Annotated in this window: 22 protein-coding genes and 3 tRNA genes; 16 read left to right on the top strand and 9 right to left on the bottom strand. The window is 73.0% G+C overall.

Features of this window, described 5'->3' with window-relative positions; genetic code table 11:
* Positions 1-24: 24 nt before the first annotated feature.
* The 7 genes from AC1C2V_RS05980 (at position 25) to AC1C2V_RS05950 (ending at position 9,864) form a co-directional block, all read left to right on the top strand.
* Positions 25-4,497 (top strand): type VII secretion EssC family protein, encoded by a 4,473-nt coding sequence (locus AC1C2V_RS05980; RefSeq protein ID WP_495388667.1) that lies wholly within the window; start codon positions 25-27, stop codon positions 4,495-4,497.
* A 336-nt stretch (positions 4,498-4,833) separates the two neighbouring features.
* On the top strand, positions 4,834-5,130 hold the full coding sequence (locus AC1C2V_RS05975) for a WXG100 family type VII secretion target (protein WP_495388666.1): 297 nt from the start codon (positions 4,834-4,836) through the stop codon (positions 5,128-5,130).
* A 123-nt stretch (positions 5,131-5,253) separates the two neighbouring features.
* The gene (locus tag AC1C2V_RS05970) at positions 5,254-5,550 is read left to right on the top strand and encodes a WXG100 family type VII secretion target (protein ID WP_495388665.1); all 297 of its coding nucleotides are present in this window, start codon (positions 5,254-5,256) and stop codon (positions 5,548-5,550) included.
* Between the two features lie 117 nt (positions 5,551-5,667).
* Complete coding sequence (locus AC1C2V_RS05965) at positions 5,668-6,249, top strand: hypothetical protein (RefSeq protein WP_495388664.1); 582 nt, start codon at positions 5,668-5,670, stop codon at positions 6,247-6,249.
* Positions 6,250-6,403: 154 nt separating this feature from the next.
* On the top strand, positions 6,404-7,822 hold the full coding sequence (locus AC1C2V_RS05960; RefSeq protein WP_495388663.1) for an FAD-dependent oxidoreductase: 1,419 nt from the start codon (positions 6,404-6,406) through the stop codon (positions 7,820-7,822).
* A 170-nt stretch (positions 7,823-7,992) separates the two neighbouring features.
* On the top strand, positions 7,993-8,886 hold the full coding sequence (htpX, locus tag AC1C2V_RS05955) for a zinc metalloprotease HtpX (RefSeq protein ID WP_495388662.1): 894 nt from the start codon (positions 7,993-7,995) through the stop codon (positions 8,884-8,886).
* Positions 8,887-8,976: 90 nt separating this feature from the next.
* On the top strand, positions 8,977-9,864 hold the full coding sequence (locus tag AC1C2V_RS05950) for a potassium channel family protein (protein WP_495388661.1): 888 nt from the start codon (positions 8,977-8,979) through the stop codon (positions 9,862-9,864).
* Here AC1C2V_RS05950 and AC1C2V_RS05945 read toward each other — a convergent pair.
* Genes AC1C2V_RS05945 through rarD form a run of 3 tightly spaced genes read right to left on the bottom strand, consistent with a single transcriptional unit; the run spans position 9,837 to position 12,261 of the window.
* Positions 9,837-10,796 carry an HAD family hydrolase gene (locus AC1C2V_RS05945; RefSeq protein ID WP_495388660.1) on the bottom strand — a complete coding sequence of 320 codons (960 nt, stop codon included), beginning with the start codon at positions 10,794-10,796 and terminating at the stop codon, positions 9,837-9,839. The two genes, AC1C2V_RS05950 and AC1C2V_RS05945, sit on opposite strands and share 28 nt — an antisense overlap.
* 7 nt (positions 10,797-10,803) lie before the next feature.
* The gene (locus AC1C2V_RS05940; RefSeq protein WP_495388659.1) at positions 10,804-11,301 is read right to left on the bottom strand and encodes a YajQ family cyclic di-GMP-binding protein; all 498 of its coding nucleotides are present in this window, start codon (positions 11,299-11,301) and stop codon (positions 10,804-10,806) included.
* A 21-nt stretch (positions 11,302-11,322) separates the two neighbouring features.
* Positions 11,323-12,261 (bottom strand): EamA family transporter RarD, encoded by a 939-nt coding sequence (gene rarD / locus AC1C2V_RS05935; RefSeq protein WP_495388658.1) that lies wholly within the window; start codon positions 12,259-12,261, stop codon positions 11,323-11,325.
* Between the two features lie 135 nt (positions 12,262-12,396).
* Here rarD and AC1C2V_RS05930 point away from each other — a divergent pair.
* The 7 genes from AC1C2V_RS05930 to AC1C2V_RS05900 all read left to right on the top strand — a co-directional run bounded on the left by AC1C2V_RS05930 (position 12,397) and on the right by AC1C2V_RS05900 (position 16,352).
* Positions 12,397-12,478, top strand: a tRNA-Tyr gene (locus AC1C2V_RS05930).
* Between the two features lie 144 nt (positions 12,479-12,622).
* Positions 12,623-12,695: transfer RNA gene (locus AC1C2V_RS05925), tRNA-Thr, on the top strand.
* Between the two features lie 64 nt (positions 12,696-12,759).
* Positions 12,760-12,833 (top strand) — tRNA-Met (locus AC1C2V_RS05920).
* Between the two features lie 90 nt (positions 12,834-12,923).
* Positions 12,924-13,094, top strand: a complete 171-nt coding sequence (gene rpmG, locus AC1C2V_RS05915) for a 50S ribosomal protein L33 (RefSeq protein WP_495388657.1) — start codon at positions 12,924-12,926, stop codon at positions 13,092-13,094.
* 29 nt (positions 13,095-13,123) lie between these two features.
* Positions 13,124-13,594 carry an FAS1-like dehydratase domain-containing protein gene (locus AC1C2V_RS05910; protein ID WP_495388656.1) on the top strand — a complete coding sequence of 157 codons (471 nt, stop codon included), beginning with the start codon at positions 13,124-13,126 and terminating at the stop codon, positions 13,592-13,594.
* Positions 13,594-14,028, top strand: a complete 435-nt coding sequence (locus AC1C2V_RS05905; RefSeq protein ID WP_495388655.1) for a MaoC/PaaZ C-terminal domain-containing protein — start codon at positions 13,594-13,596, stop codon at positions 14,026-14,028. Before AC1C2V_RS05910 ends, AC1C2V_RS05905 begins: the two co-directional genes overlap by 1 nt.
* 98 nt (positions 14,029-14,126) lie before the next feature.
* On the top strand, positions 14,127-16,352 hold the full coding sequence (locus AC1C2V_RS05900) for an N-acetylmuramoyl-L-alanine amidase (RefSeq protein ID WP_495388654.1): 2,226 nt from the start codon (positions 14,127-14,129) through the stop codon (positions 16,350-16,352).
* Positions 16,353-16,491: 139 nt separating this feature from the next.
* On the opposite strand, the gene AC1C2V_RS05895 is transcribed toward AC1C2V_RS05900, so the two are convergent.
* Positions 16,492-17,811, bottom strand: a complete 1,320-nt coding sequence (locus tag AC1C2V_RS05895) for a C39 family peptidase (RefSeq protein WP_495388653.1) — start codon at positions 17,809-17,811, stop codon at positions 16,492-16,494.
* A 201-nt stretch (positions 17,812-18,012) separates the two neighbouring features.
* On the bottom strand, positions 18,013-19,227 hold the full coding sequence (locus AC1C2V_RS05890) for a LacI family DNA-binding transcriptional regulator (protein WP_495388652.1): 1,215 nt from the start codon (positions 19,225-19,227) through the stop codon (positions 18,013-18,015).
* A gap of 100 nt (positions 19,228-19,327) precedes the next feature.
* On the opposite strand from AC1C2V_RS05890, the gene AC1C2V_RS05885 reads away from it, so the two are divergent.
* Together AC1C2V_RS05885 and AC1C2V_RS05880 are read left to right on the top strand one after the other, a co-directional pair.
* On the top strand, positions 19,328-20,608 hold the full coding sequence (locus AC1C2V_RS05885) for an MFS transporter (protein WP_495388651.1): 1,281 nt from the start codon (positions 19,328-19,330) through the stop codon (positions 20,606-20,608).
* A gap of 2 nt (positions 20,609-20,610) precedes the next feature.
* Complete coding sequence (locus AC1C2V_RS05880) at positions 20,611-21,831, top strand: UDP-N-acetylmuramate dehydrogenase (protein ID WP_495389126.1); 1,221 nt, start codon at positions 20,611-20,613, stop codon at positions 21,829-21,831.
* A 19-nt stretch (positions 21,832-21,850) separates the two neighbouring features.
* Here AC1C2V_RS05880 and AC1C2V_RS05875 read toward each other — a convergent pair whose 3' ends face one another.
* The 4 genes from AC1C2V_RS05875 to AC1C2V_RS05860 form a co-directional block, all read right to left on the bottom strand.
* The gene (locus AC1C2V_RS05875) at positions 21,851-22,861 is read right to left on the bottom strand and encodes a L,D-transpeptidase family protein (protein WP_495388650.1); all 1,011 of its coding nucleotides are present in this window, start codon (positions 22,859-22,861) and stop codon (positions 21,851-21,853) included.
* Between the two features lie 256 nt (positions 22,862-23,117).
* Positions 23,118-23,414: an SHOCT domain-containing protein gene (locus tag AC1C2V_RS05870; protein ID WP_495388649.1), complete on the bottom strand. Its 297-nt coding sequence runs from the start codon at positions 23,412-23,414 to the stop codon at positions 23,118-23,120.
* 142 nt (positions 23,415-23,556) lie between these two features.
* Positions 23,557-24,222 carry a response regulator gene (locus tag AC1C2V_RS05865; protein ID WP_495388648.1) on the bottom strand — a complete coding sequence of 222 codons (666 nt, stop codon included), beginning with the start codon at positions 24,220-24,222 and terminating at the stop codon, positions 23,557-23,559.
* Positions 24,219-25,448: a sensor histidine kinase gene (locus AC1C2V_RS05860; RefSeq protein ID WP_495388647.1), complete on the bottom strand. Its 1,230-nt coding sequence runs from the start codon at positions 25,446-25,448 to the stop codon at positions 24,219-24,221. The genes AC1C2V_RS05865 and AC1C2V_RS05860 overlap by 4 nt, the downstream gene beginning before the upstream one ends.
* Positions 25,449-25,460: the final 12 nt, after the last annotated feature.

Genomic DNA, 25,460 nt, shown 5'->3' with positions numbered 1-25,460 from the left:
AGACGAAACGAACCGAGGAGAGCGATGCGCGTCAAAGTGACGCTCCGACGCCCCGACACCACGCACGACGACGTCGTCGTCACCGCAGACGCGGGGGCGACCATCGGCGAGGTGGCGTCCACCCTGGCCCGCGTGGACCCGGGCGGGGCGGGCGCGGTCGGCGCCGGCAGGCGGACGATCGAGGCGCGGCTGCCCGGCCAGGACCGGCCCACCCGCCTGCCGGTCGACGCCGCGCTCGGCGAGGCGTGGATCGGCTCGGGCGCGGAGGTCGCGCTCGTCGAGCTCGACCGCCCGGGGTTCGACTACCAGCCCTCCCGGGACGTGCGCGCCACCCTCCGGTTCGCGGACGGCAGCGTGATCGACCTGCCCGAGGGCAGCTGGACGCTCGGGCGCGCGCCCGGCTGCGACGTCGTGCTGAGCGACTCGCTCGTGTCGAAGCAGCACCTGCGCCTCGACGTCTCGGACGTCGTCGACGTCATCGACCTGGGCTCGGCCAACGGCCTGCTGGTGGACGGCGACCACGTGCAGCGCCTGCGTGTCGAGGGCAGCCAGCGCGTCACCGTCGGCGACACCGTGATGACGATCGAGCGGCGCAAGCCGCAGACCCTGACGGGCGTGGCGCCCAAGGCGGGGCCCGTGCCGTTCACGCGCTCGCCGCGCGTCGAGGCCCGGTACAAGGGCCAGGAGTTCGAGTCGCCGGACGTCCCCACCGAGACCGAGCCGCAGCCGTTCCCGTTCCTCGCACTCCTGGCGCCGGCGCTCATGGGCGGATTCATGCTCGCCATGGGCCGCGGCCCCATGGGGATGATGTTCATCCTGCTGTCGCCGATCATGCTCGTCGGCAACTTCCTCACCCGCAACATGCAGAACCGCAAGCGCAAGGAGCGCGACATCGCGCGCTTCGAGGAGCGTCTCGACGCGCTGCGCGACGCGCTCGGGGGCGAGGAGGAGACGGAGCGCTCGGTGCGGCTGCGCGAGGCGCCGGCGACGCCGCACGTCTTCGCCGAGGCGATGCGGCACGGGCCGATGCTGTGGACACGCCGCCCGGAGCACTGGAGCTTCCTCAACGTGCGGTTCGGCATCGGCACGATGCCGTCGCGCAACTCGGTCAAGTCAGCGGGCAAGGGACAGCTCATCAAGGAGTACCAGGAGCGTCTGGACGCCGTCGTCGACAAGCACGAGAACATCCCGGGCGTGCCCGTGGTGGAGAACCTGTACGACGCGGGCGCGCTCGGCTTCGCCGGGCCGCCCGCGAAGGTGGCGGGCAGCCTCAACGCCACGCTGCTGCAGCTCACCGGCCTGCACTCGCCGGCGGAGCTGGTCGTCACGGGCATGGTCAGCCCGGTGTGGACCAAGCACCTGCAGTGGCTCACGTGGATCCCGCACACGTCGTCGCCGCAGAGCCCGATCGAGGGCCACCACCTGGCCGACTCGGCGAGCGGCGCGGCGCGTCTGGTCGCCGAGCTCGAGGAGCTCGTCACCACGCGCCTGCGCGTCGCGCGCGGCGGCACCCAGCGGCGCGGCGCGATCGACGACGACGACGCCGCCCTGGAGCGCGGCGGCGACGTCGGCGGCAAGAAGGCGGAGGCCGGGACGAAGTCCGCGGTGCCCGCCGTGGTGGTCGTCGTCTCCGACGACATCGACGTGGAGCGGGCCCGCCTGGTGCAGCTCGCCGAGCAGGGCCCCGACGCGGGCGTCTACGTGCTGTGGATCTCCCCCGACACGGCGTACCTCCCGGCGGCGTGCCGCACGTTCGTGGACCTCGGCGAGCACGGGCCGCGGGTCGGAATGGTGCGGCTGGGTCGCTGGGTGGACGACGTCGAGCTCGAGGAGATCGACGGCACGACGGCGCTCGACTACGGGCGGCGGCTCGCCCCCGTCTTCGACGCCGGCGCGATCGTCGCCGACTCGTCCGACCTGCCGCGCTCGGTGACGATGCCCGCGCTGCTCGGGCACGAGCTGTTCGAGGACCCGCATGCCGTGCTGGAGCGCTGGCGCCAGAACCTGTCGGTCTACGACCGCACGCAGGCGGTGCCGCGCAAGCGCGCCGGGTCCCTGCGCGCCATCGTCGGCTCGGCCGGCCTGGACGCCCAGCACCTCGACCTGCGCAGTCAGGGCCCGCACGCCCTGGTGGGCGGCACCACGGGTGCGGGCAAGTCGGAGTTCCTGCAGGCGTGGGTGCTCGCGATGGCGGCCGAGTACAGCCCGGACCGCGTCACGTTCCTGTTCGTGGACTACAAGGGCGGCTCCGCGTTCGCGGACTGTGTCCAGCTGCCGCACTGCGTCGGCCTGGTCACCGACCTCAGCCAGCACCTGGTGCTGCGCGCCCTCACGTCCCTGCGGGCCGAGCTGCACCACCGCGAGCACCTGTTCAATCGCAAGAAGGCCAAGGACCTGCTTGAGCTGGAGAAGCGCGGGGACCCGGAGACGCCGCCCGCGCTCGTCATCGTCATCGACGAGTTCGCGGCGCTGGTGGGCGACGTGCCCGAGTTCGTGGACGGCGTCGTCGACGTCGCGCAGCGCGGCCGGTCGCTCGGCATCCACCTCATCCTGGCGACCCAGCGCCCGGCGGGCGTCATCAAGGACAACCTGCGCGCCAACACGAACCTTCGCGTCGCGCTGCGGATGGCGGACGAGTCGGACTCCAGCGACGTCGTCGACATCAAGGACGCCGCGCACATCGACCCCGCGATCCCGGGCCGTGGCGTGGTCAAGACGGGTCCGGGCCGGCTGCAGGCCTTCCAGTCCGGGTACGCGGGCGCCTGGAGCACCCGCGCCCCCGAGAACACCGCGATCGAGGTCGCCGGGCTGCACTTCGGCCGCGAGGAGAAGTGGGAGGAGCCGATCGACCCGGCGGCCTCCGTCGACGACGACATGGACCTCGGACCCAACGACCAGCAGCGGCTCGTCGCCCGGGTCGGCGAGGCGTTCCAGGCAGGGCGTCTGCCCACGCCGCGTCGCCCGTGGCTCGACTCCATGGCCGACGCCTACGACCTCACCCGCCTGCACCAGCGCACGGACACCGAGCTGCTGATCGGCGTCGCGGACATCCCCGAGCAGCAGGCGCAGCGCCCGCTGTACTTCAACCCCGACACCGACGGCCACCTGGGCGTGTACGGCACGGGCGGCGCCGGCAAGAGCACCGCGCTGCGCACCATCGCCGCTGCGGCGGGCATCACCCCGCGCGGCGGCCCCGTGCACGTGTACGGCCTGGACTTCGCCGCCGGTGCCCTGCGGATGCTGTCCGCCCTGCCGCACGTGGGCACCATCGCGCGCGGGGACGATGTCGAGCGCGTCGTCGGGCTGATGCGGATGCTGCGCGACGAGCTGCAGCGGCGCGGGGAGGCGTTCGCCGCCGTCTCGGCGTCGAGCGTCAGCGAGTACCGCCAGCTCAGCGGCCGGGCCGACGTGCCGCGCATCCTGCTGCTGGTGGACGGGTTCCCCGGCTTCCGCGACGACTTCGAGGTCGGCGCGGGCCGCTCCGAGTGGTTCGATGTCTTCCGCGACATCCTGGGCGACGGCCGCGCACTCGGCATGCACGTCATCTTCACCGCCGACCGCTCGGGCGCCGTACCGACGTACGTGCGCTCGATGGTGCAGCGCAACCTGCTGCTGCGGATGACCGACGACGGGTACCTGGCGTTCAACGCGCCGCGCGACATCATCACGGCGGACTCGCCTAACGGGCGCGCGATCCTCGACGGGCTCGAGGTCCAGGTCGCCGTCATCGGCGGCACGACCTCCGTCTCGACGCAGGCGGCCGCGACCGAGAAGCTCGGCCAGTCGATGCTGCAGGCCGGGGTGCGTCCTGCGCCTGCGGTGCAGGTGCTGCCCACCGAGTACGGGGTCGACCAGCTCCCGACGCACGTCGACGGGCGGCCCGTGCTCGGCCTCGACGGCATCACCCTGGACGCGGTGCCCTTCGAGGCGTCGGGCACGCTGGTCGTGGCCGGCCCGCCCGGGTCGGGGCGCAGCAATGCGCTCGTCGCGATCGCCCGAGCGGTGCTGCGCGCCAACCCCGACGCGCGGATGTACCTGTTCGCGCAGGGGCGCTCGGCGATCGCCGACAAGCTGCCGTGGACGGAGGTGGCGACCGGGGCGGAGAAGGTCAAGGCGCTCGCGACCGACCTGCTCGCCGCCGTCCAGGACGAGGACGTCGACCCGGGCATCGTGGTCCTGATCGAGGGCATCAACGAGTACCTGCAGTCGCCCGCGGACAAGCCGATCCAGGACCTCACCAAGGCGATCCGCGGCAGCGACCACCTGCTCGTCGCCGAGGCGGAGACGGCGGGCTGGTCGGCGACCTGGCCCCTGCTCGGCGAGGTGAAGAACGGCCGCCGCGGCCTGATCTTGCAGCCGGAGAACCTCGACGGCGACACGATCCTCAAGACGTCGCTGCCGCGCTCGGGCAAGGGCGAGTTCCCCGTCGGCCGCGGCGTGTGGATCGCGCGGGGCAAGCAGGCGCGGGTGCAGCTGCCGCTGGTGCTGGAGGACTGAGCCGGAGCGCAGCGAAGGGTGAGGGCCGAGGAACGAGGCACTCGCCTGGAGCGGAGTGCGGTCTCGGTTCGACCGGGTGACTGGAGGACTGAGCCGGAGCGCAGCGAAGGGTGAGGGCCGAGGAACGAGGCACTCGCCTGGAGCGGAGTGCGGTCTCGGTTCGACCGGGTGACTGGAGGACTGAGCCGAGCGACGAGCCGACCAACCGAGACGGACGCCGATCGATGGGGAGGACTCCCCATCGACGTGTGCTCGGGGCGCCCGCTAGGGTCGTCGCGGACGACGGATCGGCCGCTAGGGGGCCGGCCGGACCACTGATGAGTCGAGGAGCTTTTCATGGCGAACATGAACGTCACGTACGACGAGCTGCGGTCGCAGGCGGGTCAGCTGCGCAACGGTCAGCAGCAGATGCAGGACATCCTGCACAACCTGCAGTCGCAGGTGGACAACCTGGTGTCGTCGGGCTTCGTGACCGATCAGGCGTCGGGTGCGTTCCAGACCTCGTACCAGGAGTTCACGACGGGTACCACGCAGGCCATCGAGGGCCTCGAGGGTATGGCGTCGTTCCTGGAGCAGGCTGCGCAGACGCTGTCCGACGCGGACTCGCAGCTGGCGCAGGGCATCCGCGGCTGACGTCGCACCGATGGGGACTAGTCCCCATCGACGGGTGTCGGCGCGCCCAGTAGGGTCCTCATCGAGGACGACGGATCGGCCGCAAGGGGGCCGGCCGATGGATCGAGAGCTGAGGAGCTTTTCATGGCGAACATGAACGTCACGTACGACGAGCTGCGGTCGCAGGCGGGTCAGCTGCGCAACGGTCAGCAGCAGATGCAGGACATCCTGCACAACCTGCAGTCGCAGGTGGACAACCTGGTGTCGTCGGGCTTCGTGACCGATCAGGCGTCGGGTGCGTTCCAGACCTCGTACCAGGAGTTCACGACGGGTACCACGCAGGCCATCGAGGGCCTCGAGGGTATGGCGTCGTTCCTGGAGCAGGCTGCGCAGACGCTGTCCGAGGCGGACTCGCAGCTGGCGCAGGGCATCCGCGGCTGACGTCGGTCAGCTGTGCCGGCCCTAGGGCTGGTGTCTCGAGGGGCGGTCCGGTTTCCGGGCCGCCCCTCGACGCTGTCGTGCTGTCCCTCCACCCCGACGTCCGGCCGGGAGGCTGACATGGAACCCCGTTCGCGCCGCAGGTTGTACCTCGGCATTCTCGTTGCCTTCTTCGTGATCTCCGTGGCGCGCCTGGTGATCACGGTCCAGCGCGACGGGTTCGAGGACGCCACGCTATGGATCGCGCTCCTGGTGGTCGCGCTGATCGTGGGGGTGACGCTCGCGGTGGTCGTGCGGCGCGCCGGTGCGGTCGCGGCGCACGTCGCGCGTCAGCGGCCCGGTGCCCGCGTCGTCCCGGTGTTCACGACGTCCGAGACGCTCGACGAGGCACGGTCCGTCGGTGCCCACGTGCAGGGGATCGCGGCGATGGGCGGGAGCCCGGCGGCCCTCGCGGTCGCGGGCGGTCAGGTCGAGGTGTGGGTACGCCGCGAGCAGTCTCCGCGCTGGGCGGTGCGCCGGGTGCCGGGCGGGGTGGCCGAGACGCGTGCCGTCTACGGATCCCGCGAGACGGCGGCGCTGCGGGTGGCCGACGACGTCGCGGCCGTCACCGTGGTGCCCGCGTACCGGCCCCTGCGCGCGACCGGTGGCATGGCCGACGAGGACGTCGCGCGCGCCGTGCAGGAGCTCACCCTCGCGCCTTGACCGATAGGCGAGACGGGCCGTTCGTTTGATGAGACGGTTGTGGCATTCTGGGTAAGGCTGGACCCTGAGTAGTGAGGTAACCCTCACCAGTTCGCAGGAGAATTCTCCTAGAATCGAACGCCACGCACCCCCGATCCGGAAGGCGTACCTCGCAGTGAGCAGCATCCGACCTCTGCGCGTCGCGATCGTCGGCGCAGGCCCCGCCGGCACCTACGCCGCGGACATCCTGTCGAAGACCGACCTCGACGTGAGCATCGACCTCTTCGAGCGTCTTCCCGCGCCGTTCGGCCTCGTGCGCTACGGCGTCGCGCCCGACCACCCGCGCATCAAGGGCATCGTCAGCGCCTTGCACAAGGTGCTGTCTCGCGGTGACGTCCGCCTGCTGGCCAACGTCGTCTACGGGATCGACCTCAAGCTCGACGACCTGCGCCAGTTCTACGACGCGGTGGTCTTCTCGACGGGCGCGATCAAGGACTCCGCGCTGACGGTGCCCGGCGTCGACCTGGACGGCTCGTACGGGGCTGCGGACTTCGTGTCTTGGTACGACGGGCACCCCGACGTGCCGCGCACCTGGCCGCTCGAGGCCAAGGAGGTCGCCGTGCTGGGCGCCGGGAACGTCGCCCTCGACGTGGCCCGGATCCTCGCCAAGCACGCCGACGACCTGCTGCCCACGGAGATCCCGGCCAACGTCTACGACATCCTCAAGGCCTCGCCGGTCACGGACGTGCACGTGTTCGCCCGCCGCGGCCCGGCGCAGGTGAAGTTCTCCCCGCTCGAGCTGCGCGAGCTCGGGCACGTGCCGGACGTCGACATCGTCGTCTACCCGGAGGACTACGACTTCGACGAGGGCTCGATGGCCGCCGTCGAGTCGTCCAACCAGACCAAGCAGGTCGTCAAGACGCTCACCGACTGGACGCTCGTCGACCCGTCGACGCAGTCCGCGTCCCGGCGCATCCACCTGCACTTCCTGCACTCGCCCGTGGAGATCACGGGCACCGACGGGAAGGTGACCGGGCTGCGCACGGAGCGCACCGCCTTGCAGGGCGACGGCACCGTCAAGGGCACGGGCGAATTCCACGACTGGCCGGTCCAGGCGGTCTACCGCGCGGTCGGCTACTTCGGGTCGCCCCTGTCGGAGATCCCGTTCGACGAGCGCAAGGGCGTCATTGCCAACCGCGAGGGCCGCGTCGTCGACCTGGACGGCGAGCACCTGCCGGGCGTGTACGCCACGGGCTGGATCAAGCGCGGCCCGGTGGGCCTCATCGGGCACACCAAGTCCGACGCCTCCGAGACGATCCGCCACCTGGTGGAGGACGTCACGGGCGTCGGCGACGCCGGTGACGTGTCCACGGGCGACCTCGGCGGCGGCCGCACCGCCCCGCAGGGGGACCCACAGGCCGTGCTCGACTTCCTCGCCGACCGCGGCGTGGACGTCGTCGAGTGGGCCGACTTCGAGGTGCTCGACGCGCACGAGCGCGCGCTCGGCGAGCCGCACGGCCGCGAGCGCATCAAGGTCGTGCCGCGCACCGAGATGCTGGACGTCGCCAAGCGTCGCGCCTCCTCCGCTGGTTGAGCCTGTCGAAACCCTGTCCGCTGGTTGAGCCTGTCGAAACCCTGTCCGACGGTTTCGACAGGCTCAACCAGCGTCGCGCGGGAACCGGGCGGGGCGCCGGTGCGTTCCACCCGTGGGATCCCGTCGGGCGCGCACGCGTCGGGGACGCGCGGAAGGAGACAGCAGGACACATGGGCCATCAGCACTTCAACGGTCTCAAGACGGCGGCACTCTTCGGTGTCATGTGGGCCGTCGTCCTCGGCCTGTGGGCGATCTTCTTCCGCGGCAGCCAGAGCATGCTGTTCATCTTCGTGGCGATCGGTCTGATCACGACGTTCGTCAGCTACTGGAACTCGGACAAGATCGCGATCCGCGCGATGCACGCGTATCCGGTCACTGAGCTCGAGGCGCCGGAGATGTACCGCATCGTGCGCGAGCTCTCCACCGCGGCACGCCAGCCCATGCCCCGGCTGTTCATCTCGCCCACCCAGGCGCCGAACGCCTTCGCGACCGGGCGCAACCCCAAGAACGCGGCCGTCTGCTGCACGGAGGGGATCCTGCGCCTGCTCGACGAGCGGGAACTGCGCGGCGTGCTCGGGCACGAGCTCATGCACGTGTACAACCGCGACATCCTCACGTCGTCGGTCGCCTCGGCGATGGCGGGCGTCATCACGTCGCTGGCCCAGTTCCTGCTGATCTTCGGCGGCGGCGACCGCCGCAACGGTGGCAACCCGCTCGCGGCGCTCGCGCTCGCGATCCTGGCGCCGTTCGCGGCGATGCTCATCCAGATGGCGATCACCCGGACCCGCGAGTACGACGCGGACGAGGACGGCGCCAAGCTCACCGGTGACCCGATGGCCCTCGCCTCGGCGCTGCGGAAGCTGGAGTCCGGCACGGCCAAGGCGCCGCTACCCCAGACCCGCGAGCTCGAGAACGTCTCGCACCTCATGCTCGCCAACCCGTTCCGCGGCGCGGGCATGGCCAAGCTGTTCTCCACCCACCCGCCGATGGCCGAACGCATCGCGCGCCTCGAGAAGATGGCCGGCGGCAGCGGCTTCGGCCCCGGGGGCATCACCCGGTACTGATGGCCCCGCCCGGCACCCGGCTCGGCACCCTTCGTCGGCACCGGTCGCAGCACGCGCGGGCGCGGGGCCGCTCTGGCAGGCTGACCAGCGATGTCCCAGCCGATGCCCGACGGCGCGCCTGCCGCGCCCGAGCGCCCGCCGTCCGCGTCGCCGGACCCGGACGCCGGCAGGGAGCGCCTGCGGCGCTGGCAGGCCGCGACGGAGTGGCCGCTGACCGCGATCGGGGTGCTGTTCCTGGTGGCCTACGGGGTGCCGATCGCCTTCCCCCAGGCGTCCGCGGGCGTGCGGGCGGCGTGCACCGCCGTCCTCGCGGTCACGTGGCTGGTGTTCGTCGTGGACTACGTGGTGCGCGCGCGGCTGGCCCCGCGCACCTGGGACTACGTGCGCCGGCACCCGCTCGAGCTGGCGGTCGTGGTGCTCCCCGTGCTGCGCCCGCTGCTGCTGATCTCGGTGGTGGCGCGCCTCAACCGCCTCAACGCGATGCGGCTGCGTGGCAAGGTGGTGCGCTTCGCCGTCGCGGGCACGGCGCTCCTCGTGCTCGTCGGGGCGCTGACCGTGACCCAGGCCGAGCGGGGGGCGCCCGGGGCGAGCATCGTGAACCTCGGCGACGGGTTCTGGTGGGCGATGGTGACCATCACGACCGTGGGCTACGGGGACATGGCCCCGGTGACGCCCGCGGGCCGGGTCATCGCGGTCGGCCTGATGCTCGGCGGGGTCGCGTTGCTCGGCGTCGTGACGGCGACCCTGGCGTCGGTGCTGGTCGAGCGGGTCACCAGGATCCCGGACGACGCCGATGACCCTGATGGCGCCGAGGACGCGGGCGCCGCGCTCGCGCCCGGGGACGTGCCGCTCGGCACGGTGGCGTCACCGCAGCAGGTGACGCTCCTGACCGCCGAGGTGCAGGCCCTGCGCGCGGAGCTCGTCGCCGCGCGGCGGCGCGAGGAGCGGCGTCAGCGGGGCGGTTCGACGGGCGCCTGAGGGCGCCGCGCGGCATCCTCGACCGCGTCCTCGGACCGGGGCTCGAGCGCGGCCTCGAGCACATGCTCCAGCGCCGCCGCCACGCCGTCCTCGTCGTTGCCGGGGACGACGGCGTCCGCGCACGCGAGCACGTCGGGGTGCGCGTTGGCGACGGCGTGCCCGCGCCCGGCCCAGCGCAGCATCGGCAGGTCGTTCGGCATGTCGCCGAACGTCCACACGTCGCGTGCGTCCACGCCGAGCCGCCCGCACCAGCGGGCGAGCGCGACGTCCTTCGTGACCCCGGGCGGCAGCAGCTCGGCCAGGCCGGCGGCGCCCGAGTAGTGCAGCTCGGCCCGGCCGTCCACGGCGGCGCGCACGCGGTCGAAGAAGGCGTCCTGTGCGGCGTCGCGCACGGCGCCGCGCTGCACGACGCCGAACCCCTGACGCGGGGTGTCCGGGCGTACGGCGAGGAGCTTGGCGGCGCGGTCGGCGGACGTCCGCAGGGACTCCTCGATCGGGGCCGCGCGCAGGTCCCGGCTCAGGTCCGGCTCGCCGTCGGGGAACCAGGGGTCGAAGGCGGGCCCCGCGACGGTCTCGACGGCGAGCGCGACGCCGGGCACCGCAGCGCGCAGGTCGGCGACCATGGCGTGCAGGACGTCGTCGTCGAACCCGCACACCTCCAGCGCTCCGTCGCCGGCGAGGTCCCAGACCGCCGCCCCGCCGAGGCAGATCACGCGCCCGTGCCCGCCGACGAGGTCCGCGAGGGCGTGCAGCCAGCGCGGTGGGCGCGCCGTGACGAACACGACCTCGACGCCGGCGGCCTCGGCGGCGGCCAGCGCGCGCCGGGTCCGGACGGAGACGGACCCGTCCGAGCGCAGCAGCGTGCCGTCGAGGTCCGTCGCCACCACGCGCGGCAGCGCGCCCGACGTGCGCGCCGCGCCGCCGTCGGTCACCGGTCCGTCACCGGCGGTTCGTGAACTGCAGCGCGATGTCGAGGTCCGCGGCCTTGAGGAGAGCCATCACGGCCTGCAGGTCGTCGCGGGACTTGCTCGTCACGCGCACCTCGTCGCCGGTGATCTGGGTCTTGACGCCCTTGGGCCCCTCCTCGCGGATCACCTTGGTGATCTTCTTCGCGTTCTCGCCGGCCAGGCCCTCCTTGACGGTGCCGGCCAGCCGGTAGAGCTTGCCGGACGCCTGCGGCTCGTTCTCGCCCGTGTCGAGGGCCTTGAGCGAGACGCCCCGCTTGATCAGCTTGGTCTGGAACACGTCCAGCGCCGCGAGCACGCGCTCGGCCGAGTTCGCCTGGATGACGACGGTGTCCTGCCCGCTCCAGGCGATCGAGGCGTCCACGCCCTTGAAGTCGTAGCGCTGGGAGATCTCCTTCGCTGCCTGGTTGAGGGCGTTGTCCATCTCCTGGCGGTCCGCCTTGCTCACGATGTCGAACGACGAGTCGGCCATGACGGTCTCCTTCGGCTCGGGTCAGGGTTCGGGAACCACCGTAGTGCGTGCGCGCGCGACGAGACGCGCGGCCCGCGCCTGCCGGGTGCCGTCGGCGGTGAGGATCACGAGGGCGACCCAGACCAGGGCGAAGCCGGCCCAGCGGGTCGGCGACATGTGCTCGCCGAAGACGAGCAGGCCGAGCAGGAACTGCAGCACCGGGGTCAGGTACTGCAGCATCCCTAGCACGGTCAGCGGTAGACGCCGCGCGGCGCCGGAGAAGAGCAGCAGGGGCAGGCCGGTCACCACCCCGCAGGTGGCGAGGAGCAGGGCGTGCCCGACGCCGTCGGTGGTGAACGTCCCGGCCCCGGTGGCGCTCAGCCAGCAGAGGTAGGCGAGCGCGAACGGCGTCGCCACCGCGGTCTCGGCGGCGAGGCCGGGCAGGGCGCCCACACCGCGGCCCACGCGGTTCTTCACCAGCGAGTAGAGGCCGAACGCCCCGGCGAGGACGAGGGCGATCCAGGGCAGCCCACCCACGCCGGTGGAGATCACGACGACGGCCGCGGCGCCGAAGCCGAGCGCGATCCACTGAGCAACGCGCAGCCGCTCGCGCAGCACGAGCACGCCGAGCAGCACGGTGAGCAGCGGGTTGATGAAGTAGCCGAGCGCGGCGTCCAGCACATGGTCGGCGAGCACCGCGTACACGTACGTGGTCCAGTTCACGACGATCAGCACGGATGCGAGGGCGAGGGCCGCCATCGTCCGGGCGTCTCGGAGCACGGCGACGAAGGAGCCGACGGTCCGGGTGACGACGAGCAGCAGCAGGCAGAACAACAGGCTCCACACGACCCGGTGCGCGATGATCTCCACCGGCCCCGCCGGTACGAGCAGCGGGAAGAACAGAGGCATCGCGCCCCACAGGACGAACGCGGAGAGCCCGAGCGGCAGGCCCCAGCGATCGGGAGAGGAAGGGGTCGTCACGGCCTCACTGTAGGTCGGCGGCGGGGCTCGGCTGCGGCGCCCGGCGGCCGTGACCGGGGCCACGCGGACTGGATTTCCCGGGAGGGTGTCCGGGGCGTTATTGTTCTACCCGCGAGCTCGTCCGCGAGCCCGCACGGCAGGTTGCCCGAGCGGCCAAAGGGATCTGACTGTAAATCAGACGGCACAGCCTTCGTGGGTTCGAATCCCTCACCTGCCACATCGACGGTCGGGGCACCATCTTTCGGATGGTGCCCCGCCCGACGTCTGGGGAAGGTCTTCACGACCCCGGTGCATGGCGCGATCGGGCGGGTATCCCGCTGATTTCGCCAGGTGTCGGGAGCCGTGTAGAGTCTTGCCCGCCGCCCCGATAGCTCAGACGGCAGAGCGTCTCCATGGTAAGGAGAAGGTCAAGGGTTCGATTCCCTTTCGGGGCTCTGTGACGCGACGCGGGAACGTTCTTCGTAGTTCGAAAGAACGGTCTCGTGTTCAGTCACGCGCGGCGGGGTAGCTCAGCTGGTCAGAGCGCACGACTCATAATCGTGAGGTCGCGGGTTCGAGCCCCGCCCTCGCTACCGACACCATCACGGTTCGACGGCCGGCGTCGGACCGGCCTGTTCCTTGACGCACGTTGCGCCTTCCGGGGGCGCGAGAGGTGACACACCATGGCTTCCAAGAGCGCGGACGTCCGCCCGAAGATCACGCTCGCCTGCGTGGACTGCAAGGAGCGGAACTACATCACCAAGAAGAACCGCCGCAACGACCCCGATCGGCTCGAGATGGCGAAGTTCTGCCCGCGCTGCGGCAAGCACACGGCGCACCGCGAGACCCGCTGACCGCGGCCGCTCGAGAGCTTCACACCGACGTGGCGAACGCCGACTTCGCGGGCCGGGAGTACCCGGCCACGGCTCCCTACAGCGTGGGCCGGGAGAAGATCCGTGAGTTCGCCGCCGCCGTCGGTGCCATGCACCCCGCCCACCACGACATCGTGGTGGCGCGGGGTTCTGGCTATCCGGACCTCGTCGCGCCCCCCACGTTCGCTGTCGTCGTGGCGCAGCGCGCCGAGGCGCAGTACGTGCAGGACCCGGAGGCCGGCATCGACTTCTCCCGCGTGGTGCACGCGGACGAGAAGTTCACCCACCACCGCCCGATCGTCGCCGGCGACGAGCTGGTCACGGTGCTGCACGTGGACTCGGTGACCGCGCGGGGGGGCATCGCCATGGTGACCACCCGCTGCGAGATCTTCGCGGTGCTCGACGACGGGTCCGACGAGAGTGCCCGCGAGCCGGTGTCCACCGTGACCTCCAGCCTCGTGATCCGCGGGGAGGGCTCCTGATGCCGCACGAGCAGACCCGGCCCGTTCTCGCGGAGCTGTCCGTCGGCGACGTCGTCGCCACGGGCACGGTGGAGCTCGACCGCGCCCGCCTCGTGCGATACGCCGGGGCAAGCGGCGACTTCAACCCGATCCACTGGGACGAGTCCTTCGCCACCGAGGTCGGCCTCCCGGGCGTCATCGCGCACGGCATGCTCACCATGGGTTCCGTCGTCGGCATCGTCGCCGACTGGGCGGGGGACCCGGGCGCGGTGGTGCAGTACCAGGCCCGCTTCACCAAGCCGGTCCCGGTGCCGTCCCGCGGGGCTGCGTCCGTCGAGGTCACGGCCACCGTCGGCGCGATCGACCCCGCCGCCGGCACGGCCCGCGTCGACCTCACGGTGACCCACGAGGGCGTGAAGGTGCTCGGCCGCGCCCAGGCCGTCGTCCGCATCTGACGGAGACTTTCGCTCTTCCACTTCCCCTGAAAGGGGATTTCACGGTTCGATGACGCTGTACGCCATGACGTACACCGTCCTCGAGAGGAGCACTCCCCGTGAGATCCGTACGACGACGCACCACCGGCCTGGCAGCAGCCGGCCTCCTCATCCCCCTGGTCACGGTCCCCGCCATCACCGCGGGCGCCGGGCCTTCCACCGCGCCCACGTCCGAGGTGGCCTGCGACACCGTCGTCGCGGCCCCCGACCGCGAGTCCGCGTTCACGGCCGCGAGCGAGGCCACCGGCGTGCCGGCGGACCTGCTCAAGGCCGTCTCCTACATGGAGTCCCGCTGGGACCAGCACGCCGGCGAGCCCAGCGCGGACGGAGGCTACGGGCTCTTCAACCTGCTCGACCACGCCCCCGAGACGCCCGACGGGGCCGGCAAGGACACCGGGTCGCGCACAGGCGTGAGCGAGCTGGACCGTGCCGCGGCGCTGACCGGGCTCACGGTCGCCGAGCTGAGGTCGGACGCCGCGGCCAACACGTGCGGCGGCGCCGCGCTCCTCGCCTCGTACCAGGAGGCGGCCGGGGGCGGCGCCGACGGCGCCCTCGTGACCTGGAGCACCGCGGTCGCCCGCATGAGCGACGCCCCGACGTTCGCCGACCGGGTGTTCACCACCCTGCGCCAGGGCGAGGCCAGCACCACCGACGACGGCGGGAGCGTCACCCTCGCCGCAAGGCCGGACGCCGTCCTGCCGGAGTCGACGACCCGGGCCGCGGGTGACTCCGCCGGCGACCCAGCGGCCGACTGCCCGCGCGGCCTCGGCTGCGAGTGGCTGCCCGCGCCGTACGAGAAGGCGAGCGCCGACCTGCCGGACGACACCGGCAGCTACGGCAACCACGACCAGGCCGACCGCACGGGCAAGGGCGGGCCGTCGATCGACTACATCGTCATCCACGACACGGAGACGGCGTACGAGCCGACGGTGAACCTGGTGCAGGACCCGACCTACCTGGCGTGGAACTACACGCTGCGCTCGTCCGACGGGCACGTCGCCAACCACCTCGAGCCGGCCGACGTCGGCTGGCACGCGGGCAACTGGTACGTGAACATGCACTCGATCGGCATCGAGCACGAGGGCTGGGCCGGCTCGTCGGGGTGGTTCACGGAGTCGATGTACCAGTCGTCGGCGGAGCTGGTGCGGTACCTGGGAAAGAAGTACGACGTCCCCCTCGACCGCGCCCACGTGATCGGGCACGACCAGGTTCCCGGCATCCTGCCCGGCTACACCAAGAGCGTGCACTGGGACCCGGGGCCCTACTGGGACTGGGAGCACTACTTCGAGCTGCTCGGCGAGCCGATCGGCGACGGCCTGGACCCGACGACGGACGTCGCACCCGGCGACGTCGTCGAGGTCGTGGCGGGCTACGACGGCAACGCCAACCCGGTCACCGGGTGCGAGCAGGCGTCGCCCGGCTCGGGCGAGTGCGTCGCGGGGGCGGGCACCAACTTCACGCTCGCCTACCAGGGGCCGTCGCTCGACGCGTCGTATGCCCGCGACCCCGGCTGGAAGCCCGACGGTGCCGACGGCACGACGTACGCGAGCGACGTCAGCGCACGCGTGCTGTCCGGACACAAGTTCGTCGTGGCGCAGGTCGAGGGCGAGTGGCTCGGCGTGTGGTGGGCCGGTTCCCTGGCCTGGATCCACAACCCGGCCTCGCGACCTGTCGTCGTGCCCAGCACCGGGCAGACGGTGACCGTGAGCGGGGACGAGGCGGCCGGCATCTACGGCCGGGCGTACCCCGAGGCCGCCGCGTACGAGCCCTACCCGGGCATCACCCCGCAGGCCGTCACACCGATCGAGTACACCGTCGGCGCCGACCAGAGCTACGTGGTGTCCGACGACGACGTGCAGGCGGACTACTACTACGCCACGTCGTTCGACGGCTCCGTCGCCGACGACCGGACCGACGTGCGCGGCGAGGACCCGTACTACCAGCTCTGGTACGCCCACCGGCAGGTGTTCGCCCGGGCCGCGGAGCTGACCCTGCACGACCCGGTGGTCACCGACGTCGAGGGGCCGACGATCGAGGGGAAGGCGAAGATCGGCCGCACACTCACCGTCGACCGGGGCGAGTACCTGCCCGACTCGCGCCGCCTCCACGTCGAGGTCCAGTGGCTGCGCGACGGTGAGCCCGTGCGCGGGGCGGACGGGAAGCGGTACCACCTCACCGGCCGCGACCGGGGTGCCGAGGTCTCGGTCGAGGTGACCGTCTCGGCCCGCGGGTACTCGTCGGCGACGTTCGTCTCCGACACCGTCGGCCCGGTGCGCTCGCACTGACGCCGAGGTAGTCCCAAAATCCGCGAGGTAGTTCCGAATTTGCCGAGGTAGTTCGAGAGTCAGCGAGGTAGTCCACTACCTCACCTGGGTCGAACTACCTCGGCAAATTCGGAACTACCTCGCGGATTTTGGGACTACCTCACCAGTTGGGGGTGGCGCCCGGGACGTTGCGGGGCAGCTTCACGTGGTGCGGGTGGACGACGTACGTGAGGCCGTCGGTGGAGGTCTGCCAGACGCGCTCGAAGTTCTCGCGGGTGTAGATGCTTCGCACGTCGGCGTCGGTGGCCTTGTTGGGGTCGTTGATGATCGGGTCGCCGTCGGCGGTGAAGCCCACGATGGTCACGAGGTGGCCGTCGGTGCCGTAGCCCGCCTCCGGCATCTCCTCCTCGGCGAAGTTGATCGACACGACCAGCGGGATGCCCGCCGCGACGAAGCGCTCCGCCTCGGCCAGCGACCGCAGCCGCGTCACGAACGACTCCAGCCCGAACCGGTGGGCGTACGCGGTGTTGAACGGCCAGTTGCCCGCGCCCTCGTACGTGTAGTCCCACGCGTTGATCGCGGCGTAGGCGACCTGCGGGTCGCCGTTCGGCGCCACGATGTCCGACAGCTCGCGCTGCGGCACCTGGAACCGGCGGCCGTAGGAGTACTGGATCATCGTGGTGGACGTCGGCGAGCACCACACCTGCCCGCCCCCGCCGAACTCGGGGTACTCGCCGATGTGGACCAGCTGCGAGTATCCCGGTACGTCGAGCTCCACATGCCGGCCGAGGGTGAAGGCGCTCGTGCCCTGGTATGCCGAGTCGGGCAGGTACTCGTTGGTCATGGTGGTCACGCCCTCGAGCCGCGGGGTCGCCCTTGACCCGGCCGGGCGCAACAGGGTGACGCGGGTCTGGAACGCCTCGGGTTCGTGGCCGGTCTTCGCCACGAAGGTGTCGGTGTACAGGGCGGCGTCGTCGTCGCCCTGGCCGTCCACCGACGTGCGGTGGATGTCGCCGACCGAGCCGTCGGCGGGCGCGAAGTCGTCCCCGGACGCCCACCTGCCCATGACGAACCACTTGGTCCACGCGCCGTCGGCCTTGCGGCCGCGGAACTCGATCTCCGCCCAGGTGCCGGTGGGCGTGGTCGCGTTCCACGACGTGACGGACTCGTCGAGGGCGTACCCGGTCTCGACCACCGGCGACGTCCATGTGCCCGTCTCGTACTCCACCGGGGTGCCGTCGCCGAACGGGTCGGTGTACTCGGTGGTCGGGCCGCCGTGCCCCCGCACGACGAGCGACCCGCCGGCGCCGGGGCGCAAGTTCTGCAGGTCGCCCTTGCGCAGGTCGGAGGCGCCCTCCCAGTGGGTGGCCGTGATCTTGTTGCCCGAGGGCGCCGGGTCGTCCGGGGGCGTGGCCCCCGCCGCGCCCGCGGTCGGGGCGATCACCGCCCCCGCTGCCAGGGCTGCCGTCGTCGCTCGCATCCAGCTCCCTCGCACCATGCCACTCGTCGTGCCTCTCATGGGTCCTCCCCACAGGCGGGGGCGGTGGACGGTCCCACCGCCCTGATGGCGACGACATTCCCAGATCCTGTGGTGCATGTCACGACTTTGCGGCATCTCGGCGCGCTCCGGGATCTCGTTTGAAGTCACGGATCCAGTCGGCGTCGGCCGCAGGCGGCTGCCCTACTCCTGCGGCCCGCTCGGCGGTGCCGGCCGGACGACGTCCGGCACCGCACCGGTGGTGGTGCCGGGCACGAGCTCGACGGGCAGCGTGGTGCGGGTGGGCTCGGCGCCGGCGAGCACGCCCAGCACGGCGCGGCCGAGCGCCGCGCCCTTGGCCTGGAGCGGCTGGTGGACGCTGGTGAGCACGTCGGGGGAGAGCCACGGCAGGTCGATCCCGTCGAACCCGGCGATCGACACGTCGTCGGGTACGCGCAGCCCGAGCTCGCGCGCGGCGATGACCGCGCCCGCGGCGAGCAGGTCGGAGTGGGCGATGATCGCCGTCGGCCGCTCCGTCTCCGGGACCCAGGCGCCGAGGATCTCGGTGGCGGCGTCCCGCCCGTGCTCCACCAGGGAGGCGGGCGTCTCCCACGAGATCACCGGCTCGATCTCGTCGCGCACGCCCTCGAGTCGGTGCCGCGTCGAGGTGCGGTCCGCCTGCGCGAGGCGGGCCGCGTCGATCGGGCCCGACCGCTCGGCCGCGTCGAGGGGGAGCGTGATCTCCGCGATGCGGGTGTGCCCGAGCTCGCGCAGGTGCCGCACGGCCTGCGCGGTGCCGGCCCGGTCGTCGAGCGCCACGAGCGGGGCGCCGTCGACCCGGCCGCCCTCGCCCACGACGACGGGCACGTCGCGCCGCTGCAGCGCGGCGAGGGTCGCGTCGTCGGTGAGCACGCCCCACACGAGGACGGCGACGTCCATGGCGGCCGACTCCAGCAGCGGGTCGACGGCGGGCACGGGCGCGAGGCGGGCGGCGTCGTCGTCGTGGGAGGTGGCGTCGGTCGTGAGGTGGGAGGCGTCGCCGGAGGCGGGCGGGACGGCGGACGCGGGCGGGACGGCGGCCGCCCGGACGCCCGGGATGAGCAGCACCCCGAGCCCCTCGGCGCCGAGCACGTCGACCAGCCCGTCGAGCAGCTTGACCGCCACGGGGTCGCGGAACGCGCGGCCCGGCTGGTCGCCGATGACGACCCCCACGATCCCGGACCGGCCGGAGCGCAGCTGGCGCCCCAGCGGGTTGGGGCCCGAGTAGCCGAGCTCCGCGGCCGCGGCGAGCACCTTGTCGCGGGTCTCGGCGGTGATCGGCCCGGCGCCGGAGAACGCCAGCGACGCGGTGGAGACCGAGACGCCGGCGAGCCCGGCCACCCGCGCGAGGGTCGGTCGGGTGCCGTGGCTGCGACCCATGGGGCTCCTTCCGGCGATGAGGGGCGCCAGCCTACCTGCGGGGCGAGGCGGTCGCCCGAAACGATTTGACCGGTGGGCCGGGAGCGGGAAGCGTCGGACCGTGACCCCCGCCCCGCGCCCGCCCGCGCCGCCGCACGCCGTGCGCGCCGCCTGGGCCGTCTTCCTCGTCTTCGTCGTGGCCGGGGTCGGCATGGCCACCTGGGCGTCGCGTATCCCCGCCGTCCGGGACGGGCTCGGCTACTCCGAGTCGCAGATGGGGGTGCTGCTGCTCACGGGTGCGATCGGGTCGCTGGTCGCGCTGCCGCTGTCCGGGATGATCGCCTCGCGCATCGGGGCGGCCCGCACCTGCGTGTCGTTCGCCGCGCTGGCGGCCGCCGGGTTCGCCGTCACGACCCTCGCCGTCGACGCCGACCACTCGCTGCTGGTGCGCGTCGGGCTGTTCCTCGGCGGCATGGGCGTGGGCATCTGGGACGCCGCGATGAACCTCGAGGGCGCGGTCGTCGAGCAGCGGCTCGGGCGCTCGATCATGCCGCGCTTCCACGCCGGGTTCTCGCTCGGCACGGTGGTGGGTGCAGGCATCGGCGCGCTCGCCGCCCATGCCGGGGCGTCGCTGTCGGGGCACGTCATCACCGTGATGGTGATCGACCTGCTGGTGGTCGTGGTCTGCGTGCGGTTCTTCGAGCCGACGGCGCACGGTGCCGGCGCGCCCGCGGAGGGCGCGCACGGCGCGGACACGCAGGCCGACCCGGCCACGGCGGTCGACGCCGGCACCGGGCACTCGCTGCGCGACACCCTGGCCACCTGGCGCGAGTCGCGGACGCTGCTCGTGGGGCTCGTCGTGCTCGCGGCCGCGCTCACCGAGGGCGCCGCGAACGACTGGGTGAGCCTCGCCGTCGTCGACGGGTTCGGCACCGGCGACGCCATGGGCGCGGTCGCCCTCGCCGTCTTCCTGTGCGCCATGACGCTCACCCGGCTGGCCGGGACCTCCCTGATCGACCGGTACGGGCGGGTGCCGATGCTGCGCGCGTGCGGGGTGGCCGCCCTCGTGGGCGTCGGCCTCTTCGCGCTCGTGCCGTCGTTGTGGGCGGCCCTGGTCGGCGTCGCGATCTGGGGCGCGGGCGCCGCGCTCGGCTTCCCGCTGGGCATGTCCGCCGCGTCGGACGAGCCGCGCAAGGCGGCCCTGCGCGTGTCCGTGGTCGCGACCATCGGCTACTCCGCCTTCTTCGTCGGCCCGGCCCTCATCGGCTTCCTCGCCGAGCACGTGGGCTACCGCGGCGCCCTGCTGGTGCTGGCCGTGCCCGTCGCGGTGGGGCTGCTGGTGGCCGGGGCCGCCCGCCCGCTGCCGGCCGCCCCTGACCCGGCGCGTACGCTGGGCGAGTGAGCCTGTCGACCCTGCCCACCTCGTCCGCCGACGACAACACCTCGTCGCCCCCAGCGTTCTCCGAGCTCACGACGCTGCGCGTCGGCGGCCCTGTCGACGCCTACGTGGAGGCCGAGTCGGAGGCCGAGCTGATCGACGCCGTGCGGGCCGCGGACGACGCCGGGCAGCCGGTGCTGGTGGTCGGCGGCGGCTCCAACCTGCTCGTCGCGGACGAGGGGTTCGCGGGGCTCGTCGTGCGGGACGCGCGCCAGGGTCTGGACGCCGACCTCGAGGACTCCTGCGGCACCGACGGGGCGTGCGGCGGCGCGAGCCTGAAGCTGCCCGCCGGGCAGGACTGGGACGCCTTCGTGGCCGAGGCCGTGGCCAACGAGTGGGTGGGCGTCGAGGCGCTGTCGGGTATCCCCGGCACCGTCGGTGCCGCCCCGGTGCAGAACATCGGCGCGTACGGCCAGGAGGTCGCCGGCGTCGTCGCGGCGGTGCGCACCTGGGACCGGGCCACGGGCGGCCGGCGCACCTTCCCGCTGAGCGAGCTCGGCTTCGGCTACCGCACGTCGTTGCTCAAGCGGACCATGCGGTCGGACGGCGGCGAGGGCGCACCCTGGTACCCGACGCCCCGGTTCGTCGTGCTCGAGGTGCACCTGCAGATGCGCCTCGGCAGCCTGTCGGCGCCCATCGGGTACGGCGAGCTGGCGCGGCGTCTGGGCGTCGAGGTGGGCGAGCGGGCGCCGTCCGCCGCGGTGCGGGAGGCCGTGCTGGAGCTGCGCGGGGGCAAGGGAATGCTGCTCGATGGCGTCGGCGTCGCCCCTGCCGCCGGCCAGGTGCCCGACCACGACCGGTGGTCCGCCGGGTCGTTCTTCACCAACCCGGTGCTGCCCGTCGAGGCGGCCGACGAGCTGCTGCCCCCGGACGCACCGCGCTTCCCCGTGCGCTCGCCCGCGCCCGAGACGACGACCGGCCCGAGCCTCGGCGTGGTCGACCCCGCGCTGGTCAAGACCAGCGCCGCATGGCTGATCGAGCACGCCGGGTTCACCAAGGGCTTCGGCCTCGCGGGCGAGCACAGCCCGGCTCGCCTGTCGACGCGTCACACCCTGGCGCTCACCAACCGCGGCGGCGCGACGGCGGCCGACCTCGTGGCGCTCGCCCGCGCCGTGCGCGACGGCGTGCGCGACACGTTCGGCATCGAGCTGGAGCCCGAGCCCGTGCTGGTCGGCACCGCCCTCTGACCCGTGTGAGCGCGCGGTCTCAGTAGAGGACGACGGGCGTGCCCGTCGGCATACCCCAGGTGTCCCACAGCCAGTCCATCGCTGCGTTGGACACGCGCACGCAGCCGTGCGACGCCGGGTACGGCGGGATCGACCCGGAGCCGTGCACCGCGAAGCCGCCGGTGAAGTACTTGGGCCGCCACATCTCGCCGAGCTCGAGCGTCGAGGAGTGCATGCCGTTGCGCTCCATGTACACGGCGTACGACCCGCGCGGCGTCGACGCGTGGTAGCTGCGGCCCTTCGCCTCGAACGTCTCGCCGTTGCCCGACGAGGCGTTGACGATCCGGGTGACCTTCCCGCCCTCGACCGTCATGAGGAGCTGCTTGTCGAGGTCGATCTCGATCGCCTTGCCCGACGACGACTGCGCCCGGGGCCGGATCCCGTCGTCCAGCGCGGCCTGCGTCTTCGGCCCGACGACGCCGTCGCGGTACTGCCCCGCCACCTTCTGCAGCGCCCACACGGCCTGCTGCGTCGCGGGCCCGAAGCTCCCGTCCGCGTCCTGGAGGAAGTACTCCAGCTCCTGCAGGCGCTCCTGCAGCGCGACGACCCGGTCACCCGCGTCGCCGTACTCGAGCATCTTGTCGCGCTCCTCGGCCGCCTTCTTCTCCGCGGCCTCCTGCTCGGCGGCTTCCTTCTGCGCCGCCTTCGCGGCGGCCTTCTTCTCGGCCTTCTCCTCGGCTTTCTCCTCGGCGGCCTTCTGCTCCGCCGCTTCCTTCTTCGCCTTCTTCGCGGCGGCCTTCTTCTCCGTGGCCTCCTGGTCGGCGCGCGCCTGGGCCTCGGTGTCGGAGTCCTCGGAGTCCGAGGCGGTCGACCCGGGCGAGGCGGTGGCCTCGTCGGACGTGTCCGGGGAGGACGCCGTGGGCGCGGCGCCGGGAGTGGGCTCGGTGTCGTCCGACAGCGGCGCGCACCCGGCGAGCAGCAGCGCGAGCGCCACCGGCACGGCGACGAGCGACGCCGCACGGCGTCGCGACGAGCTGGGAACCGTACGCATCGCGTCCCTTTCGCGCCGGCGGCAGCGTGCGGAGGGGCGCGCTGCGAGGTACCACCGTGCCCCGCTGTCGCCCCGACCGCGACCGCAGCACTCCGGTCGTGTCCTGATCGTCACCGTCTCGTGACCTGTCACGACTCCTGACGTGCGACGGCGCCGAATCGTTGGGTCAGCACCTTCGGGTCAGCACGGTCGAGAACGCGATCCGTCCCGCCAACCCGGAGGATGACGGGACGGATCGCGTTCTCGACGGGGTGCGTCAGCGCCGGTCCGCCTTCAGGACGGCGAGGCGCTGGCGGTACTCGGCCTCGTCGATCTCGCCGCGGGCGAAGCGCTCGCCCAGGACGTCGACGCCGCCGGCGCCCCCGCGAGCCCACGGCGGGCCGTACCGTCGGGCACGGCGGGCGATGAGGAACACGACGGTGGCGAAGAGCGCGAACCACAGGATCGGGAAGACGATCCACCAGCCCGGCCCCCCGCCGCCGGCGTACGGGTGCCCCATGGCGGCTGCAGAGGCGACCGCGGGGACGGCGATCGCGGTGGCGGTGGTGAGCATCGTGGACTCCTCGTGACGGTGGGTCCGCCCGGTGCGGGCCCTCGACCACCACGGTCGCCCGCCGGGGGCAGGCGCGTCGTCAGCCCGCCGTACCGACCTGTGTCGTCCCCTCGTACTGCACTCGTGCGCCTGTGCGGCGGGGTCAGGCGGACCAGCCCGGCCGCACGACGCCGCCCTCGTACGCGGCGACGACGAGCTGCGCCCGGTCGCGGGCGCCGAGCTTCGCCATCACGCGGGACACGTGAGTCTTGACGGTCGACTCCGACAGGTACAGCGTCCGCGCGATGTCGTCGTTGGACAGGCCGCCCGCGACCTCGACGAGCACCTCGCGCTCGCGGGCGGTCAGGTCGTCGAGGCCGGGCGGTGGCGGCACGTCGCGGGTGGCGTCGGCGACCCGGGCCAGCAGGCGCCGGGTGACGCCGGGGGAGAGCAGCGCGTCGCCCGCCGCGGCGACGCGCACAGCCCGGATGAGGTCGGCCGGCTCGGTGTCCTTCACGAGGAAGCCGGTGGCGCCGCCGCGGATGGCCTCGGCCACGTACTCGTCCAGCTCGAAGGTCGTCACGACCACGACGTGCACCCCGGCGGCGCGCGGCTCGGCCACGATGCGCCGCGTCGCCTCGAGCCCGTCGAGCCCGGGCATGCGCACGTCCATGAGCACGACGTCGGGCAGCAGCTCGAGCGCGAGCCGCACCGCCTCGTCCCCGGTCGCGGCCTCGCCCACGACCGTCATGTCGTCCTCGGCGTCCAGCAGTGCGCGGAACCCGCCGCGCACCAGGGCCTGGTCGTCGGCCAGCAGCACGCGGATCATGCGTGGTCTCCCTCGTCGTGGTGGCGGTCCGGTGCGTCGGGTGGGGTGGCAGCAGGCCCCGAGAGCGGGATGGTGGCGTCGACGACGAACCCGGGGGCGCCGGGCCCCACACGCAGCGTGCCGCCCGCTCCCTCGACCCGCTCGCGCATGCCACGCAGCCCGTACCCGGGGCCGTGCTCGTGGACGCCGGCGGCGAGCGTGCCGTCGTCGGTCACCCGCACGCGCAGGGCGGGCCCGTCGCGCCGCACCCGCACGACGACGGTGCGCGCGTCGGGCGCGTGCCGGCCCACGTTGGTCAGCGCCTCCTGCACCACCCGGTACGCGACGCCTGCCAGGTGGGCCGGCACCGCGCCGTCCGGCTCGAGCGCCGGGTCGACATCGAAACGCACGTCGACGTGGCGGGCGCGCAGCGGGTCCGCCAGGCGGGGGAGCGCGGCGAGGTCCCAGGTGGGCGTCCGCGGCTCACCCGTGGGACCGGAGCCGCCGGAGACGTCCTCTCCCCGCACGACGCCGAGCACCGCGCGCACCTCGTCGAGCGCGTCGCGGCTCGTGGTCTTGATCGACGCGAGCGCCGACCGGGCCTGCTCGGTGTCCCGGTCGAGCAGATGCAGCCCCACCCCGGCCTGCACGTTGATGGCGGACAGCGAGTGGGCGAGGACGTCGTGCAGCTCGCGCGCGATGCGCAGCCGCTCGGTCGCGACGGCCGTGCGCTCGCGCTCGGCGCGGGCGGCCCGCCACGCGGCCGAGCGGGCGAGGCGCTCGCGGATCCCGGTGGCGATCTGCAGCGCGACGGCGGTCCACGCTGCGCCGCCGATGAGCCCGGCGGGGCCCGGGGCGTCGTCCCGCAACGCCGCCGAGGCCAGGACGACCCCCCACATGAGGGCGGCGCCGGACCACGCGAGCACCCGCGCGCGCCCGGCGGGCCCGGTGAGCAGCACCATGACGAGCACGCCGCCCGGCCCCGCGAGGGCCGGCCCCCAGGCGTAGCCGAGCAGCAGGTACGTGCCGATCGCCCCGACGGCCAGCAGGACGGCGAGCACGGGGCGGCGCGGGAGGGTCGCGAGCACCACGGGCCCCACGAGGGCCAGGGCCAGCCCGAGGAGGTCGAGGTCGCGGGCGCCGGGCTGCCAGTGCGAGGCGCCGGCGGTGCCTACCAGGACCACGACGGCCAGCGTCGCGGCGAGGAACAGCCGGGGACGCCATCGGTCGAGGGGCCCGCGGTCCATGTCCGGCACGCT

The sequence above is a fragment of the Isoptericola sp. Y541 genome (assembly GCF_059445465.1).
The sequence above is the reverse complement of the archived record's forward strand: the minus strand, read 5'-3'. Positions and strand labels throughout refer to the sequence as shown.